The sequence below is a fragment of the Pseudomonas orientalis genome, from assembly GCF_022807995.1.
In the GTDB taxonomy this organism is placed as follows: Bacteria; Pseudomonadota; Gammaproteobacteria; order Pseudomonadales; family Pseudomonadaceae; genus Aquipseudomonas; species Aquipseudomonas orientalis_B.
In genome coordinates this window covers 136,646-156,190 of sequence record NZ_CP094351.1, presented here as the reverse complement: position 1 = coordinate 156,190, position 19,545 = coordinate 136,646, and the positions used below count along the sequence as shown (strand labels likewise).

Sequence of the window (19,545 nt, the reverse complement as noted above, 5' to 3'; positions counted from 1 at the left end):
GGCTTGCCCCCGATAGGGCCGGAGCAGGCGATAGAGATCAACGCTCGTGCAACGCCTCCGCCCGCGCCTTGATGATCGGCTTGAGCAGGTAGCTGAGGATGCTTTTCTTGCCGGTGATGATGTCCACCGAAGCGACCATGCCGGGGATGATCAGCAGCGGCTTCTCATCGGTGCCCAGGTGGCTGCGGTCGGTGCGCAGGGTGATCATGTAGTAGGTGGTTTTCTTGTCTTCATCGGTGATGGTGTCGGCGCCGATGCGTTCGAGCTTGGCCTTCAGGCCACCGTAGATGGTGTAGTCATAGGCGGTGAATTTGACCACCGCTTCTTGCCCAGGGTGCAGGAAGGCGATGTCTTGCGGACGGATCTTGGCTTCCACCAGCAGGGTGTCGTCCAGCGGCACGATTTCCACCATGTCGCTGCCCGGCTGGATCACGCCGCCGACGGTGTTGACCAGCAACTGCTTGACGATGCCGCGCACCGGCGAGGTGACCAGGGTACGGCTGACGCGGTCTTCCAGGGCGCGGCCAGTGGATTCGGCCTTGTTCAGTTCGGTGCGCGCCTCGTTGAGCTGGGTCAGGGCTTCGCTGCGGAATTTGCCACGGGTCTCGTCGATCTTGCGCTGCACTTCCTTGATCGCCGATTCGGCGCGCGGGATCGCCAGGGTGGTGGCGTCCAGCTGGCCGCGGGTTTCCATTTCGGCGCGCTTGAGGCGCAGCACTTCCACCGGCGATACCGCGCCCTGGGCCACCAGCGGCTCGGACATGTTGATTTCCTGACGTTGCAGGGACAACTGGCTGCGGTACTGGCTCTGCTTGGAGGTGAACTCACGCAACTCCTGTTGGCGCTGCACCAGCTGCTCCTGCAAACCGCCGACTTCGTCTTTCAACTGCTGGCGGCGGCTCTCATACAGTGAGCGCTCGTTGGCGGCCTGGCTGGGTGCGGCCTTGAGTACATCGTCGGGAATATTCAGCGGGCGGTCGTCCACCTGCGCACTCAGGCGCTCAACGCGCAGTTGCATGGCCAGGCGCAGCGCTTCGGTTTCCCCGGCGTTGGACACGAACCGCGTGTCGTCCAGGCGAATCAACGGCGCGCCGGCCTCGACGATCTGGCCTTCCTTGACGTACAGCTCGGCGACGATACCGCCTTCCAGGTTCTGGATTTTCTGCAGCTTGGACGACGGAATCGCCTTGCCGTCGCCACGGGTCACTTCGTCGATTTCGGAGAAGCCCGCCCACACCACCAGGAACACAAAGAACGCGATGATCGCCCAGATGGTCAGGCGGATGACGCGCGGCGCATCTTCGATCAGCGCTTTGTTGACCTCGGGCAGCGGCTGGCCCTGCAGCGAGTCGGAACCTTTGAAGTAGCGCCCGACCGCGCTCTTGATGGCATTAAGCGACACTGATCTGCCCCTTCTTCAACGCTTCCATGACCACGGCTTTCGGGCCGTCCGCGAGGATCTGCCCACGGTCGACCACCAACAGGCGGTCCACCAGGGACAGCAGCGAGGCACGGTGCGTCACCAGGACTACGGTCTTGTTTTGCACCACGGCGTGCAGGCGTTGTTTCAAGCGTTCTTCACCAGTGTTGTCCATGGCGCTGGTGGGTTCGTCCAGCAGCAGGATGGGCGGGTTGAGCAGCAATGCACGGGCCAGGGCGACGTTCTGGCGCTGACCGCCGGACAGGTTCTGCCCGCGCTCGCCAACCTGCAACTCGTAGCCCTGCGGGTGCAGGCGGGCAAATTCGTGCACACCGGCCAGTTCGGCGGCTTGCAGCACCATTTCGTCTTCGACGTAGCGCGCACCGCTGACCAGGTTGTCGCGCAGGGTGCCGGCCAGCAGTTGGATATCCTGGGCGACGTAGCCGATGTTGTGGCGCAGTTCACTGACGTCAATCTGGCGTACGTCCACACCGTCTACCAGCAACGCGCCGGAGTCAGGTTGATACAGGCCGACGATCAGTTTGGCCAGGGAGCTTTTACCCGAGCCGCTGCGACCGATGATGCCGATCTTTTCCCCTGGCTTGATCACCAGGTTGATGTTTTTCAGCGCCGGATTCTGTTGGTTCGGGTAGGTGAAATTCAGGTTCCGGCACTCGATGGCGCCTTGGAGGGTGCGACGGCTCATGGGGCGCTCTTCGAAATTGCGCTCCTGGGGCAGCTCCATCATCTGGTCCACCGAGGTCATGGTGACCTTGGCCTGCTGGTAGCGCGTAAGCAGGCCCGACAGCGAGGCGAGCGGGCTCAAGGCGCGGCCGCTGAGCATGTAGCAGGCAATCAGGCCGCCCATGCTGAGGTTGCCATCGATGATCTGGTACACGCCGAACACGATCATGATCACGCCGGCCAGTTGCTGGATCAGCAGGGTCATGTTCATCGACAGGCCCGACAGCAACTTCACCCGCAGTTCGAGCCGGCTCAAGGTGCCGATGGTCTGTTCCCAGCCGTACTGGCGTTCGCTCTCGGCGTTGTTGACCTTGACCGCATCCAGCCCGGCGAGGGTTTCGATCAGGCTCGACTGGCGCTCTGCGGCCAGGGCCATGGTGCGTTCCATGGTCGCGACCAAGGGTTTTTGCAGGGCGTAGCCGATACCCAGGGCAATCGGGAATGCCAGTACCGGAATCCACACCAAATGGCCACCGAGCAGGGCGATCACCAGGAAGATGAGCAGCGTGAACGGCAGGTCGATCAGGCTGGTGAGGGTCAGCGACGCGAGGAAGTCGCGCAGGCTCTGGAACTCATGAATGTTTTGCGCAAAGCTGCCGACCCGCGCCGGGCGGTACTTCATCGACATGCCGACGATGCGCTCGAACAAGGTGGCGGAGATGATCAGGTCGGTTTTTTTACCGGCCAGGTCCAGGCACAGACTGCGCAGGCTCTTGAGCACCAGGTCGAACAGGTACGCACCGCAGATGCCCACGGCCAGCACCCACAGCGTAGAGGTGGCCTGGTTCGGCACCACGCGGTCATACACGTTCATCACGAACAGCGGCGCGGCCATGGCGATGATGTTGATCAGGAAGCTGGCGGCGATGGCATCGGTATACAGCCAGCGCGAACGCTTGAGCGTGTCACGAAACCAGGATCGCGCCCGGGGAATCAGCGTGCCATGGTTAACGTCGAATTTGTGCTGCGGCTGGGCAAAGAAGACTTTGCCGGTGTAGTCGTCGGCCAGCAGCTCGCGCTTGATCAGCACTTCGCCGCCATCGCTTTCACTGAGCAGCACCCGCGCCTGATCGTCACCTTCCCAGCCGACCAGCACGGTACTGCGTCCGTCCTTGAGCAGCAGCAGCGCCGGTAAGGCGATGGCCGGGATCTGTTCGAGCCTGCGTTGCAGCAGCCGGCCTTGCAGCCCGGCGCGCGCGGCGGCGCGCGCCAGCAACTCGGCACTCAGACGCTGCGAAGGCAGCGGCAGGCCGGTGGTGAGCATGGCCGCGCTGGCCGGTTTCTGATGCAGGGCGCAGAGTGCCAACAACCCGTCGAGTAACGGATCGTCGTGCAGCGTGCGTGGATCATGACTGAGATGAACTCGACTGACTTCGGATTCCACGCGGGGGCACTCTCAACTAACAGATGGGGCGATGGGGTGACTCAGTTCATCCCAGGCAGTTGGACTTTGGGCTTCACATCGTTTTGCACGATGGAGGCCATGGGAGCGACGACGCCTTGGCTTTTGAGCAATTCGCCCATGGTCGCCTTGATTCGGTACTGAGTAAATAACTGAATGTTCTTGATCTCTTCCAGGCGACGCGAAGCGGTGAACAATTCGTTCTCGCTGTCGAGCAAGTCCAGCAAGGTACGTTGGCCCAGGCTGAACTGTTGCTGGTAGGAGGTGCGCACGCGGGTGCTGTGGTCCACGTACTGCTGGGCCACCGGCAGTTGCGCGTTGGCGTTGTTCAAGGCGTTCCAGGCCAGGCCCAGTTCTTCATTGAGCTGGCGCAGGGCGTTGTTGCGGATGTCCAGGGCCTGGTTGGCCTGGTAGGACTTCGACTGCAGATCGGCCTTGTTGCTGCCACCGGCAAACAGGTTGAAGCGCATGCGCACCATGGCTTCCCAGCCGTTGCTGTGGTTGGCGTCACCGGAGACGTTGTTGTCGGCATTGGTGCCCAGCTCAGCGTCAAAGCGTGGATAGAAGCTGGACTTGGCAGCCGCGTATTGCTGCTCGGCGGCTGAGATGTCCGACTCGGCCGAGCGCAGCACCGGGCTGTTGTCGAGCATCTGGCGCCTTGCTTCATTCAGATCGGCGGGGAGCATGGCCATGAACGGCGCCGGACGCTCGAGCTGGTCGGGCATCTGGCCAACGGCGCTGAGGTAGTTGGTTTGCGCATCCGCCAGGTTGGTCTGCTCGGTGATCAGGTTGTTGCGGGCCTGGGCCAGGCGCGCTTCGGCCTGGTCCTGGTCGGCACCGTTACCGACGCCGCGCTGGGTGCGCAACTTGATCTGATCATAAATGCGTTCGTGGTTGCGCAGGTTGTCTTCGGCCAGGCGCACGAACTCGCGGCGGGTCAGCACTTCCAGGTAGACCTGGGCAACGGTCAGCGCGGTGCGCTCGGACGTACCGAGCAGCGAATAGGCACGGGAGTTGACGTTGGCTTGTTGACGCCCGACTTCGCTGGAAGTGGCGAACCCATCAAAGATCATCTGCTGCAGGCGCAGGCTGGATTCACCGCGATTGAGGGTTTCCCAGTGGTTGCCGCCCGTGCCATTGGCGGCGCGGGTGGACGCGTTGTCGGTGCCTGCACGGCCATAGCCGGCGTTCAAATCGACACGCGGAAGATAACCACCCTGCGCGGCGCGCAATTGGTAATCGGCGGCGATGCGGCTGTTTACACCGGCCTGAATTTCAGGGTGCACATCCAGTGCCTGCTGCATGGCTTGGGGCAGCGTCTGGGCTTGTACAAAGCTGGCGGCGAGAGCGAACGGTATTGCCTTGAACAGGTGCAGACGCATTAAAAATTCCCCAGGACTTTCTTGTCTCAAATCACAGCGATTGGCGCCGCCGCGTCGGATAATGGCTACCGTAATGACCGTACGTCGGAAAGTTCAAAAAGCGGAACTGCTTCACACATGTAGGACGGTTCGCCGCATAAATATCAATGTGACATTACAGGGGCGATTGTTTAGGATGGCGGCCATAAGGTCAATAGTTTGGCATAAACTAGATAGCCAAATAATCTAGCCAATAATTTGACGTCAGTAACTATTCAGACTACGCCCCCTCCAGTTTGGCCCTCCCCCTTGAGCGGCCACACGGAATCATCAGAAACGGATCGCCGGAGAAATATTTAATGAGCAATGTTGTTGCCATCGTCAAAAGCATTGTTGGTCAAGTGTTCGTTATTTCTCCGGAAGGCACGCGCCGTGTGCTGGTTGAGGGTGATCGCCTGTTCGCGGGCGACCAGATTGATACAGGCCTGTCGGGCGCAGTGAGCCTGGAACTCGCGGATGGGCGCACGTTGGACCTGGGCCGCGACACCCAGTGGAGCGCCGACATGCCGGACGCCACCGCCGACCTGGCCGCCGCTACCGAGCAGGCCGCGCCGTCGGTTGCCGAACTGCAGCAAGCCATCGCCGCCGGCGCCGACCCGACCACCGAACTGGAAGCCACTGCCGCCGGCGCCACCGCTGCCGGTAATGGCGCGGCGGGCGGCGGCCACAGTTTTGTGGTGCTGGACGCGACCGCCGGGCGTGTCGATCCGACTATCGGCTTTCCCACCGCCCCTATCGGCCAGGGCACATCAACCCTGAACACCTTTACGGGTGCCCAGGCTTCTACCGGCAACGGCAACCTGGCGCTGCAGCCTGCGACCTTGAGCCTGAGCGCCACGCCTAGCATCACCGAAGCCGGAGGCGTGCTGACCTACACCGCCACCGTGACCCAGGCCGGCACCAGCGACCTGGCCATCACCCTGTCCAACGGCGCGGTGATCACCATCCCGTCCGGCCAGTTGACCGGCACCGTCAACGTGCCCCTGGCGCCTAACGACAGCCCGTACCTCGACGCGAGCCAGATCAGTGTCAACGTCACCGGCACCACCGGCGGCAACAACCTGGTACTGACCCTCGACCCTAACCCGGCCGTGACGCAGATTACCGACACCCTCGACACCACCACCGTGACCTTGACGGCTGGTTCGAGCGTGACTGAAGGTGGCCAGATCACTTACACCGCGACCCTGACCAACCCGGCGCAGACGCCGGTGAGCGTCACCTTGAGCAATGGTTCGGTGATTACCATCAAGGCGGGTGAGTCGACAGGTACTGTTGTTGTCGATACCCCGGCCAATGATGTCTACGTTAATGGCTCGACCGTCAGCACCACCATTACCGGCGCAACCGGTGGCAACTTCGAAAACCTGGTGCCGAGCACGACGCCTGCGGTTACCACTATTACTGATTCGGTCGATGCCACCACTGTCACCCTGACGGCCGGTTCGACTGTGACCGAAGGCGGTCAGATCACTTACACCGCCACCCTGACCAACCCGGCGCAGACGCCGGTGAACGTCACCTTGAGCAATGGTTCGGTGATTACCATCAAGGCGGGTGAGTCGACGGGTACGGTGGTAGTCGATACCCCGGCCAACGACGTCTACGTTAATGGTTCGACCATCAGCACCACCATTACCGGCGCAACCGGCGGTAACTTTGAAAACCTGGTGCCGAGCACGACGCCTGCGGTTACTACAATCACTGATTCGGTCGATGCCACCGCCGTTACGCTGACTGCCGACACGACCGTGACCGAAGGCGGTCAGATCACCTACACCGCGACCCTGACCAACCCGGCGCAGACGCCGGTGAACGTCACCTTGAGCAATGGTTCGGTGATTACCATCAAGGCGGGTGAGTCGACGGGTACGGTGGTAGTCGATACCCCGGCCAACGACGTCTACGTTAATGGTTCGACCATCAGCACCACCATTACCGGCGCGACCGGCGGCAACTTTGAAAACCTGGTGCCGAGCACGACGCCTGCGGTTACTACGATCACTGATTCGGTCGATGCCACCGCCGTTACGCTGACTGCCGACACGACCGTGACCGAAGGCGGTCAGATCACTTACACCGCCACCCTGACCAACCCGGCACAAACCCCGGTGAGCGTCACCTTGAGCAATGGCTCGATGATTACCATCAAGGCGGGTGAGTCCACAGGTACTGTTGTTGTCGATACTCCGGCCAATGATGTCTACGTTAATGGCTCGACCGTCAGCACCACCATTACCGGTGCAACCGGTGGCAATTTCGAAAGCGTGGTGTCGAGCACCACGCCTGCGGTCACCACCATTACTGATGTGGTCGATACCACCACTGTCACGCTGACGGCCGGTTCGACCGTGACCGAAGGCGGTCAGATCACCTACACCGCCACCCTGACCAACCCGGCACAAACCCCGGTGAGCGTCACCTTGAGCAATGGTTCGGTGATTACCATCAAGGCGGGTGAGTCGGTTGGCAGCGTGATCGTCGATACGCCGCCGAACGACGTCTACGTTAATGGCAGCACCATCAGCACCACCATTACTGGCGCAACCGGCGGCAATTTCGAAAGCCTGGTGCCGAGCACCACGCCTGCGGTCACCACCATTACTGATGTGGTCGATACCACCACTGTCACGCTGACGGCCGGTTCGACCGTGACCGAAGGCGGTCAGATCACTTACACCGCGACCCTGACCAACCCGGCGCAGACGCCGGTGAGCGTCACCTTGAGCAATGGCTCGGTGATTACCATCAAGGCGGGTGAGTCCACAGGTACTGTTGTTGTCGATACGCCGGCCAACGACGTCTACGTCAACGGTTCGACCGTCAGCACCACCATTACCGGTGCAACCGGCGGCAACTTCGAAAACCTGGTGCCGAACACGACGCCTGCGGTTACTACAATCACTGATTCGGTCGATGCCACCGCCGTTACGCTGACTGCCGACACGACCGTCACCGAAGGCGGTCAGATCACTTACACCGCGACCCTGACCAACCCGGCGCAGACGCCGGTGAGCGTCACCTTGAGCAATGGCTCGGTGATTACCATCAAGGCGGGGGAATCGACAGGTACGGTGGTAGTCGATACGCCGGCCAATGACGTCTACGTCAACGGTTCGACCGTCAGCACCACTATCACCGGCGCAACCGGTGGCAATTTTGAAAGCCTGGTGCCGAGCACGACTCCGGCACTCACCACCATTACCGATTCCGTCGATACCACAACCGTTACGCTGACCGCGCCGGCTGCAGCGAACGAGGGTGGTCAGATCACCTACACCGCGACCTTAAGTAATAAGGCCGGTACTGACGTCACGCTGAAGCTGGATAACGGCTCAAGCATCACGATCAAAGCCGGCGATACCGTCGGCACCGTGACCGTGCCAGCACCAAGCGATGACGTGTTTATCGACAAGAGCACTCAGACCGTCCAGATCACTGAAACCACTGGCGGCAACTTCGAGAAGCTGGAAGTTGCTGGCAGCGGTGCGACTACCACGATCAACGACACCATCGATAAAGTCGACGTAGTCCTGAACGCCACCACCACCGTCGGCGAAGGCGGCAACATCGTTTACACCGCCAGCCTTGTGGATAAAAACGGCGCGCCGGTGACCAACACCACCAACCCGCTGACCGTCACCCTGGATAACGGCCAAAGCATCACTATTGGTGTAAACCAATCGAGCGCCAGCGTTTCGGTTATTGCACCGGATGACGTCTACAAAGGTGATCAGACCGTCACCACTGCTATCAAGACTGTCACTGGTGGCGAGCACTTCGAAAATCTGGTGCCAGGCACTACGCCCGTTAATACCACCGTTACTGATACACCAGGCACTGATAACACCACTACTGTCACCCTGACGGCTCCGGCCCAGGCGAACGAAGGTGGCCAGATCACGTACACCGCTACGCTTTCCAATAAAGCGGGCAGCGACGTCACGCTGAAGTTGGATAACGGTTCGTCGATTATCATCAAGGCTGGCGATACCGTCGGCACCGTCACCGTCCCTGCGCCAAGCGATGACGTGTTCATCGATAAGAGCACTCAGACGGTCAAGATTACCGACGCAACGGGTGGCAACTTTGAGAAGTTGGAAGTTGCTGGCAACGGCGCAACCACTGCGATCAACGACACCATCGACAAGGTCGATGTAGTTCTGACCGCCACCACTACCGTCGGTGAAGGCGGCAATATCGTCTACACCGCCAGCCTTGTGGATAAGAACGGCGTGCCGGTGACCAACATCACCAATCCGTTGACCGTCACCTTGGATAACGGCCAGAGCATCACCATCGGTGTAAATCAATCGAGCGCCAGCGTTTCGGTTGTTGCGCCGGATGATGTGTACAAAGGCGATCAAACCGTCACCACTGCTATCAAGACTGTCACTGGCGGCGAGCACTTCGAAAATCTGGTGCCAGGCACTACGCCAGTTAACACCACCGTTACTGATACTCCGGGCACCGACAACACCACCACTGTTACGCTGACCGCGCCAAGCGCAGTCAACGAGGGTGGCCAGATCACCTACACGGCCACGCTTTCCAATAAAGCGGGCAGCGACGTCACGCTGAAGTTGGATAACGGTTCGTCGATTATCATCAAGGCTGGCGATACCGTCGGCACCGTCACCGTCCCTGCGCCAAGCGATGACGTGTTCATCGACAAGAGCACGCAGACGGTCAAGATTACCGACGCAACGGGCGGCAACTTTGAGAAGTTGGAAGTTGCTGGCAACGGCGCAACCACTGCGATCAACGACACCATCGACAAGGTCGACGTGGTCCTGACCGCCACCACTACTGTTGGTGAAGGCGGCAACATCGTTTACACCGCCAGCCTTGTGGATAAGAACGGCGCGCCGGTGACTAACATCACCAACCCGCTGACCGTGACGCTGGATAACGGACAGAGCATCACCATCGGTGTTAACCAATCGAGCGCCAGCGTTTCGGTTATTGCACCGGATGACGTGTACAAAGGCGATCAGACCGTCACCACTGCTATCAAGACTGTCACTGGTGGCGAGCACTTCGAAAATCTGGTGCCAGGCACTACGCCCGTCAACACCACCGTTACTGATACCCCAGGCACTGATAACACCACTACCGTCACCCTGACGGCTCCGGCCCAGGCAAACGAAGGTGGTCAGATCACGTACACCGCGACGCTTTCCAATAAAGCGGGCAGTGACGTCAATCTGAAGTTGGATAATGGCTCGAGCATCACGATCAAAGCCGGCGATACCGTCGGTTCCGTCACCGTGCCTGCTCCAAGCGATGACGTGTTTATCGACAAAAGCACTAAGACCGTTCAGATCACCGAAACCACTGGCGGCAACTTCGAAAAACTGGAAGTTGCAGGCAACGGCGCAACGACAACGATCAACGACACCATCGATAAAGTCGACGTGGTTCTGAGCGCCACCACTACTGTTGGTGAAGGCGGCAACATCGTTTACACCGCCAGCCTTGTGGATAAGAACGGCGTGCCGGTGACTAACATCACCAACCCGCTGACCGTGACGCTGGATAACGGACAGAGCATCACTATCGGTGTAAACCAATCGAGCGCCAGCGTTTCGGTTGTTGCGCCGGATGATGTGTACAAAGGCGATCGAACCGTCACGACCGCCATCAAAACCGTGACCGGTGGCGAGCATTTCGAAAACCTGGTGCCAGGTACCACAGCGGTCAACACCACTGTTACCGATACCCCAGGCACTGCTGATACCACTACCGTCACGCTGACCGCGCCAACTGCCGTCAACGAAGGTGGTCAGATCACTTACACCGCTACGCTCTCTAACAAAGCGGGCAGCGACGTCACGCTGAAACTTGATAATGGCTCGTCGATCACCATCAAGGCCGGCGATACCGTCGGCACTGTGACCATCCCTGCGCCAAGCGATGACGTATTCATCGACAAGAGCACTCAGACGGTCAAGATTACCGACGCAACGGGCGGCAACTTTGAGAAGTTGGAAGTTGCGGGCAACGGTGCGACCACCACGATCAACGACACCATCGACAAGGTCGATGTGGTCCTGACCGCCACCACTACCGTCGGTGAAAGCGGCAACATCGTCTACACCGCCAGCCTTGTGGATAAGAACGGTGCGCCGGTGACTAACATCACCAACCCGCTGACCGTGACGCTGGATAACGGACAGAGCATCACTATCGGTGTAAACCAATCGAGCGCCAGTGTTTCGGTTGTTGCGCCGGATGATGTGTACAAAGGCGATCAAACCGTCACCACTGCTATCAAGACTGTCACTGGCGGCGAGCACTTTGAGAACCTCGTGCCTGGCACCACGCCGGTTAACACCACCGTTACTGATACGCCGGGCACCGACAACACCACTACCGTCACGCTGACCGCACCAAGTGCCGTTAACGAAGGTGGCCAGATCACCTACACCGCGACCTTGAGCAACAAGGCCGGTACTGACGTCACGCTGAAACTGGATAACGGTTCGAACATCACCATCAAAGCCGGTGAAACTATCGGCACCGTGACCGTGCCTGCTCCAAGCGATGACGTGTTTATCGATAAGAGCACTCAGACGGTCAAGATTACCGACGCAACGGGCGGCAATTTTGAGAAATTGGAAGTTGCCGGCAACGGCGCAACTACCGCGATCAACGACACCATCGACAAGGTCGACGTTGTACTGACCGCAACCACCACCGTCGGCGAAGGCGGCAACATCGTTTACACCGCCAGCCTTGTGGATAAAAACGGCGCGCCGGTGACCAACATCACCAATCCGTTGACCGTCACCTTGGATAACGGCCAGAGCATCACCATCGGTGTAAATCAATCGAGCGCCAGCGTTTCGGTTGTTGCGCCGGATGATGTGTACAAAGGCGATCAAACCGTCACCACTGCTATCAAGACTGTCACTGGCGGCGAGCACTTTGAGAACCTCGTGCCTGGCACCACGCCGGTTAACACCACCGTTACTGATACGCCGGGCACCGACAACACCACCACCGTTACCCTGACAGCTCCGGCCCAGGCGAACGAAGGTGGTCAGATCACGTACACCGCGACCTTAAGTAATAAGGCCGGTACTGACGTCACGCTGAAACTCGATAACGGTTCGAACATCACCATCAAGGCCGGCGATACCGTCGGCACTGTGACCGTGCCTGCTCCAAGCGATGACGTGTTTATCGACAAGAGCACTAAGACCGTTCAGATTACTGAAACCACTGGCGGCAACTTCGAAAAATTGGAAGTTGCAGGCAATGGCGCAACGACAACGATCAACGACACGATCGACAAGGTCGATGTGGTCCTGACCGCCACCACCACCGTCGGCGAAGGTGGCAACATCGTTTACACCGCAAGCCTTGTGGATAAGAACGGCGCGCCGGTGACCAACACCACCAACCCGCTGACCGTCACACTCGATAACGGCCAAAGCATCACTATCGGTGTTAACCAATCGAGCGCCAGCGTTTCGGTTATTGCACCGGATGACGTCTACAAAGGTGATCAGACCGTCACCACTGCTATCAAGACTGTCACTGGTGGCGAGCACTTCGAAAATCTGGTGCCAGGCACTACGCCCGTCAATACCACCGTTACTGATACACCGGGCACTGATAACACCACTACTGTCACTCTGACGGCTCCGGCCCAGGCGAACGAAGGTGGCCAGATCACGTACACCGCTACGCTCTCCAACAAAGCAGGCAGCGACGTCACGCTTAAGTTGGATAACGGCTCGAGCATCACGATCAAAGCCGGCGACACCGTCGGCACAGTGACCGTCCCTGCGCCGAGCGACGATGTATTCATCGACAAGAGCACTCAGACGGTCAAGATTACCGACGCAACGGGCGGCAATTTTGAGAAATTGGAAGTTGCGGGCAACGGCGCAACCACCACGATCAATGACACCATCGACAAGGTCGATGTAGTTCTGACCGCTACCTCCACCGTCGGCGAAGGCGGCGACATCGTCTACACCGCCAGCCTTGTGGATAAAAACGGTGCGCCGGTAACCAACATCACCAATCCGCTGACCGTCACACTCGATAACGGCCAAAGCATCACTATCGGTGTAAACCAATCGAGCGCCAGCGTTTCGGTTGTTGCACCGGATGATGTCTACAAAGGCGATCAAACCGTTACGACCGCGATCAAAGGCGTTACTGGCGGCGAGCACTTCGAAAACCTCGTTCCAGGTACCGACAAAGTCACTACAACCGTGACTGATACACCAGGTACTGACAACACTACGACTGTCACGCTGACCGCACCAAATGCTGTTAACGAAGGTGGGCAAATCACGTACACCGCGACCTTGAGCAACAAGGCCGGTACTGACGTCACTCTGAAACTTGATAACGGCTCATCAATCACCATCAAAGCCGGCGATACCGTCGGCACTGTGACCGTGCCTGCGCCGAGCGATGACGTGTTTATCGACAAGAGCACTAAGACCGTTCAGATCACCGAAACCACTGGCGGCAACTTCGAAAAACTGGAAGTTGCAGGCAACGGCGCAACGACAACGATCAACGACACCATCGATAAAGTCGACGTAGTCCTGACCGCCACCACCACCGTCGGCGAAGGCGGCAACATCGTCTACACCGCCAGCCTTGTGGATAAAAACGGTGCGCCGGTAACCAACATCACCAATCCGCTGACCGTCACACTCGATAACGGCCAAAGCATCACTATCGGTGTAAACCAATCGAGCGCCAGCGTTTCGGTTGTTGCACCGGATGATGTCTACAAAGGCGATCAAACCGTTACGACCGCGATCAAAGGCGTTACTGGCGGCGAGCACTTCGAAAACCTCGTTCCAGGTACCGACAAAGTCACTACAACCGTGACTGATACACCAGGTACTGACAACACTACGACTGTCACGCTGACCGCACCAAATGCTGTTAACGAAGGTGGGCAGATCACTTACACCGCGACCTTGAGCAACAAGGCCGGTACTGACGTCACTCTGAAACTTGATAACGGCTCATCAATCACCATCAAAGCCGGCGATACCGTTGGCACAGTGACCGTCCCAGCGCCAAGCGATGACGTGTTCATCGATAAGAGCACTCAGACGGTCAAGATTACCGACGCAACGGGCGGCAACTTTGAGAAACTGGAAGTTGCCGGCAACGGCGCAACCACCACGATCAATGACACCATCGACAAGGTCGATGTAGTTCTGACCGCTACCTCCACCGTCGGCGAAGGCGGCAACATCGTCTACACAGCCAGCCTTGTGGATAAAAACGGCGCGCCGGTGACCAACATCACTAACCCGCTGACGGTCACCCTGGATAACGGCAAAACCATCACCATCGGCGTGAACCAATCCAGCGGCACGGTCACCGCCGTGGCACCGAATGACGTCTACAAAGGCGATCAAACCGTCACGACCGCCATCAAAACCGTGACCGGTGGCGAGCATTTCGAAAACCTGGTGCCAGGTACCACAGCGGTTAACACCACTGTTACCGATACCCCAGGCACTGCTGATACCACTACCGTCACGCTGACCGCGCCAACTGCCGTCAACGAAGGTGGCCAGATCACTTACACCGCTACGCTCTCTAACAAAGCGGGCAGCGACGTCACGCTGAAACTGGACAACGGCTCGTCGATCACCATCAAGGCCGGCGACACTGTCGGCACCGTCACCGTCCCTGCTCCAAGCGATGACGTGTTCATCGACAAGAGCACTCAGACGATCAAAATTACCGACGCAACGGGCGGCAACTTCGAGAAGCTGGAAGTTGCAGGCAACGGTGCGAGCACCACGATCAACGACACCATCGATAAAGTCGACGTAGTCCTGACCGCCACCACCACCGTCGGCGAAGGCGGCAACATCGTCTACACCGCCAGCCTTGTGGATAAGAACGGCGTGCCGGTGACCAACATCACCAATCCGCTGACGGTCACCCTGGATAACGGCAAAACCATCACCATCGGCGTGAACCAATCCAGCGGCACGGTCACCACCGTGGCACCAAACGACGTTTATAAAGGCGATCAAACCGTCACGACCGCCATCAAAACCGTGACCGGTGGCGAGCACTTCGAAAACCTGGTGCCAGGCACCACAACGGTCAATACCATCGTGACCGACACCCCTGGCAGCACCGACCTGACCAGCGTCACGCTGACCGCGCCAAGCGCCGTCAACGAAGGTGGCCAGATCACCTACACCGCGACCCTGAGCAACAAGGCCGGCAGCGACATGGTGGTGCAGTTGGACAACGGTTCCAGCATCACCATCAAGCAGGGTGCGACCGTGGGCACGGTGACGGTTGCGGCACCAAGCGATGACGTGTTCATCGACAAGAGCACTCAGACCGTCAAGATCACCGGCACCACCGGCGGTAATTTCGAGGGTGTGACCGTCACCCCGGGCGGCGCGACCACCACGATCAACGACACCATCGACGATGTGACCGTGATGCTCAAGGCCACCGGCTCGGTCAGCGAGGGCGGGCAGATTGTCTACACCGCGTCGCTGGTCGACAAGAACGGCGCGGCAGTCACCAACCTCGGTTCCGACCTGGTGGTGAAGCTGGATAATGGCTCGACCATTACCATCGGCAACGGCAAGTCGAGCAATTTCACCACGGCCACCGCGCCTAACGATGCCTATGTCGGCGCCAGTGACGTCACGGCCAAAATCAGCGGCGTCGTCAGCGGCGGCGACAAGTACGAGCACTTGATGGTGGATGGCAGCACCGTGGTCACCAAAGTCACGGATGTGGTCACCAACACCACCCTCAGCCTCAGCGGCGACGCATCGGTGACTGAAGGCGGCACCGCGCATTACACGCTGAACTTGAGCAACCCGGCGCAAACCGATGTGACCGTCACGCTCAAGTACAGCGGCACGGCCACCGACGGCTCGGATTTCAATGGTGTGTACACCGTGAAGATTCCGGCCGGCGCCAGCAGCGTGCCGTTTGATATCCGCACGCTGGACGACAGAATCACCGAGCCGACGGAAAAAATCATCATCACCATCGACAAGACCACCGGCGGCAATTTCGAGAACCTGGTGATCGACAAGGGCACCGTCAGTACCGACATCCTCGACAACGATGCGCCACCGGTCATCGACCTGGACGCCAACAATTCCAGCGGCGCCAGCGGCAACGATTACAAGACCACCTTCACCGAAGGCACCGCCGGACCGGGTGTGTCGATTGCCGACACCGATATCAGGATCACCGACCCGGACAGCACACTGCTGACCGGTGCAACGGTCACCCTGACCAACGCGCAAGCCGGTGATGCCTTGAACCTGGGCAACAACGTCAATGGCATCAGCGTCAGCACCAATAACCAGACGGGCGTCATCACCCTGACGTTGTCGGGCAGCGCGACGCTGGCTGACTACATGCAGCGTATCCAGAACATCACGTTCACCAACAGCAGCCACGACCCAAGCACCACGCCGCGCACCATTACCGTGACGGTGACCGACGGCGGCAACTACTCCAACGTCGCCACCACCACCGTCAACGTGGTGGCCGTCAACGATGCACCTGTAGCAACGGGCGGGGCCGTAACCGGTACTGAAGACACTGCGCTCGCGCTGACCTGGGCCAACTTCGGCGTGACCGACGTGGACTCGTCACAAGCCAGCCTCGGCGTGAAAATCACCGACCTGCCGGTGGCCGGCAAGCTGCAATACCTGGCGGCCGACGGCACCACCTGGACCAACGTGACCAGCGGCCAGACCTTTACCAAAGCCCAGATCGATGGCGGGCAGTTGCGCTTTATGCCCAAGGCCAACGAGTCCGGCGCAGACGGTTATGGCGGCACCGGTATCGGTAACAAGCAGGCTGATTACGCACAGTTCAAATTCCAGCCCACCGACGGCAAGGACCTGGGCAGCAGCGCCACGGTGAAAGTCGATATCACCCCGGTGGCCGATGCACCGACATTGAACGTGGCAGATAACAACGTCACCTCGACCGGCCTGGTGAAACAGGGCTGGAACAGCATTGCCAACCTCGGCAACAGCGGCAACGGCGCTGCGCCCGACGTACTGAAAAAAGCCATCGACAATGCAGGCACACCGAACAACACTTCTGTGGTGACCAACGTCGAGTCCGTCGACAACGTCAACGCCGGCTCTGGTTCCAAGATCTCCGGCCTGATCTACATGGAAGCCGGCAAGAGCTACACCTTCAGCGGCATCGCCGATGACAGCGTGGTGGTCAACGTCGGCGGCAAAGACATTGCCAGCGGGCTGTGGGGCACCAACAGCGGCAAATTCAGCGGCTCGTTCACGCCAATGGTCAGCGGCTATTACAGCCTTGAGATCTACCAGGCCAACCAAGCGGGGCCTGGCAGCTTTGACGTCAACCTGTCGATCAACGGCGGGGCGGTGCAGAACCTGAGCACCAGCACCGTGCCGCTTTACACCGGCATCACTGACCTGACCAACGCCGGCGTCACCGTATCCGATCTGCATGGCAGCAATGGTGATGGTTATTACCTGGGCTACAAGCTCAACGAAGGCCTGGAAAACGGCAGCGTCAAACTGTCCAAGGTCACCACCGCGCTGACCGATACCGACGGTTCGGAAACCCTGAGCGTGAAGATCGGTGGTATCCCGGCAGGCTCGGTGCTGACCGATGCGTCGGGCCATACCTTCACCGCGACCAAGGCCGTGGGCGAAGTCAACGTCAACGGTTGGGACTTGGGCACCTTGACCATCAAGCCGCCGACCTATTACAGCGGCCAGTTCAACCTTACGGTCACCTCGACGTCTACCGAGAGCATCGGTGGGTCGGCGAGCACCACCGCGCAATTACCGGTAACCGTCTACCCCGCAATCTACAGTTCGGTCACCGGCACGTCGGGCAGCGACTCGATCATCGGCACCGATGGCAACGACATTGTTGTGGCCGATATCGGTGGCCTGAACGTGGTGCAGGGCAAGAACTACAACATTGCCTTTATGGTCGACAGCTCCGGCAGCATGAGCTCGGCGTCGATCGATGCGGCGAAGGCGTCGTTGACCACTGTGTTCAACTCGCTCAAGAACAGCCTGGGCGCCAACACGTCGGGCACGGTGAATATCTTCCTGGCCGACTTCGATAGCCAGGTGAACAAGTCGATTGCGATCAACCTCAACACCCCCAACGCGCTGACGCAGCTCAAGGCAGTGCTGGATTCGATGGTGTCGGAAGGCGGCACCAACTATGAAGACGTGTTCAAGACCACCGCCAACTTCTTCCAGAGCGACCTGGCGACCAAAAATACCGGTGCGACCAACCTGACGTACTTCATCACCGACGGCCAGCCGACGTTCTACCAGAGCGGCGAGCAGACCAACCTGACGCTCTACGGCAACGTCAAGTTCGATGATGTGGTGACGACCGTCAACTACACGCCCGGGACTTCGGTCGGCAAGTATCTGGATAACACCCACTACTTCAGCATCGACACCTCGGGTGCCGCTCAACTGCAGACCTGGAACGGCTTCTGGTGGACGGCGAACAACCTGGGCACGGTTCGCGCCCAGGGTGACGGCACCTATGAATTGTCCAATCTTGACGGTCGCGGCAACGGCACCGACACGGCAACAGTGGCCAATTCCAAGAGCGCCTTTGCGCTCCTGGGCGGGCTGTCGCACGTGGAGGCTATCGGCATCAACGGCGATGTCAGCCTCACTGATTTGAAGCCGTACGACAGCGATGGCAAGCCACAGAGCAACATCGATCCGAAGGACCTGGCCAATGCCATCCTCGGCCACACCGAGGCAACGCTGCCAGGCGCGGACACCGTCAGCGGTGGCGATGGCAATGACATTCTGTTTGGCGACCTGGTGAGCTTCAGCGGGGTGACCGGTGAGGGTTACAACGCCCTGCAGGCCTTTGTGGCACAGAAAACCGGTATGGCCGTCGCGTCGGTCACCACCTCGAACGTGCACCAGTACGTCACCGAGCATTACGCGGACTTCGACGTATCCGGCGCCAAGGACGGCAATGACACGCTGCTGGGCGGCGGCGGCGATGACATTCTGTTCGGCCAGGGCGGCAACGACGTGCTGGACGGCGGCAAGGGCAATGACATCCTCTTGGGCGGCACCGGTAACGACACGTTGATCGGCGGCCAGGGCAACGACATCCTGATCGGCGGTTTGGGTGCCGATACCTTCGTGTGGAAGGCCGGTGACATCGGCAACGATGTGATCAAGGACTTCAAGGCCTCGGAAGGTGATCGGATTGACCTGCGCGACTTGCTCAAAGGCGAGACGGACAGCACCATCGACAACTACCTCAAGATCACCACGGTAGAAGGCGTGTCGACCCTGCAAGTGAGCAGTGAAGGCAAGCTCAACACCGCTGGCGGCGTGGCCAATGCGGATGTGACCATCAAGCTGGAAGGCAACGATTGGTCCCATACCAGCATCAACTCTCTGATCAGCGGTGCCGACCCGACCATCAAGGTCGATCATACCGCCTAAGCTTGAGTGTATCGGCCGCCCTCGAGGCGGCCGATTTATCTGGGTGATACGTTGCTGGCCCTGGCGGCCGGT

At 59.4% G+C, this 19,545-nt stretch carries 4 protein-coding genes; 1 reads left to right on the top strand and 3 read right to left on the bottom strand.

The window, feature by feature from the left end; translation table 11 throughout:
• Positions 1-37: 37 nt before the first annotated feature.
• Genes MRY17_RS00650 through MRY17_RS00640 form a run of 3 tightly spaced genes read right to left on the bottom strand, consistent with a single transcriptional unit; the run spans position 38 to position 4,948 of the window.
• Positions 38-1,402, bottom strand: a complete 1,365-nt coding sequence (locus tag MRY17_RS00650) for an HlyD family type I secretion periplasmic adaptor subunit (RefSeq protein WP_065949910.1) — start codon at positions 1,400-1,402, stop codon at positions 38-40.
• Positions 1,392-3,548 (bottom strand): type I secretion system permease/ATPase, encoded by a 2,157-nt coding sequence (locus MRY17_RS00645; RefSeq protein ID WP_191952580.1) that lies wholly within the window; start codon positions 3,546-3,548, stop codon positions 1,392-1,394. Before MRY17_RS00645 ends, MRY17_RS00650 begins: the two co-directional genes overlap by 11 nt.
• 41 nt (positions 3,549-3,589) lie before the next feature.
• Complete coding sequence (locus tag MRY17_RS00640) at positions 3,590-4,948, bottom strand: TolC family outer membrane protein (RefSeq protein WP_181284785.1); 1,359 nt, start codon at positions 4,946-4,948, stop codon at positions 3,590-3,592.
• 338 nt (positions 4,949-5,286) lie between these two features.
• Here MRY17_RS00640 and MRY17_RS00635 point away from each other — a divergent pair, with 338 nt between their 5' ends.
• Positions 5,287-19,473 carry a retention module-containing protein gene (locus MRY17_RS00635; RefSeq protein ID WP_243353108.1) on the top strand — a complete coding sequence of 4,729 codons (14,187 nt, stop codon included), beginning with the start codon at positions 5,287-5,289 and terminating at the stop codon, positions 19,471-19,473.
• Positions 19,474-19,545 lie beyond the last annotated feature (72 nt).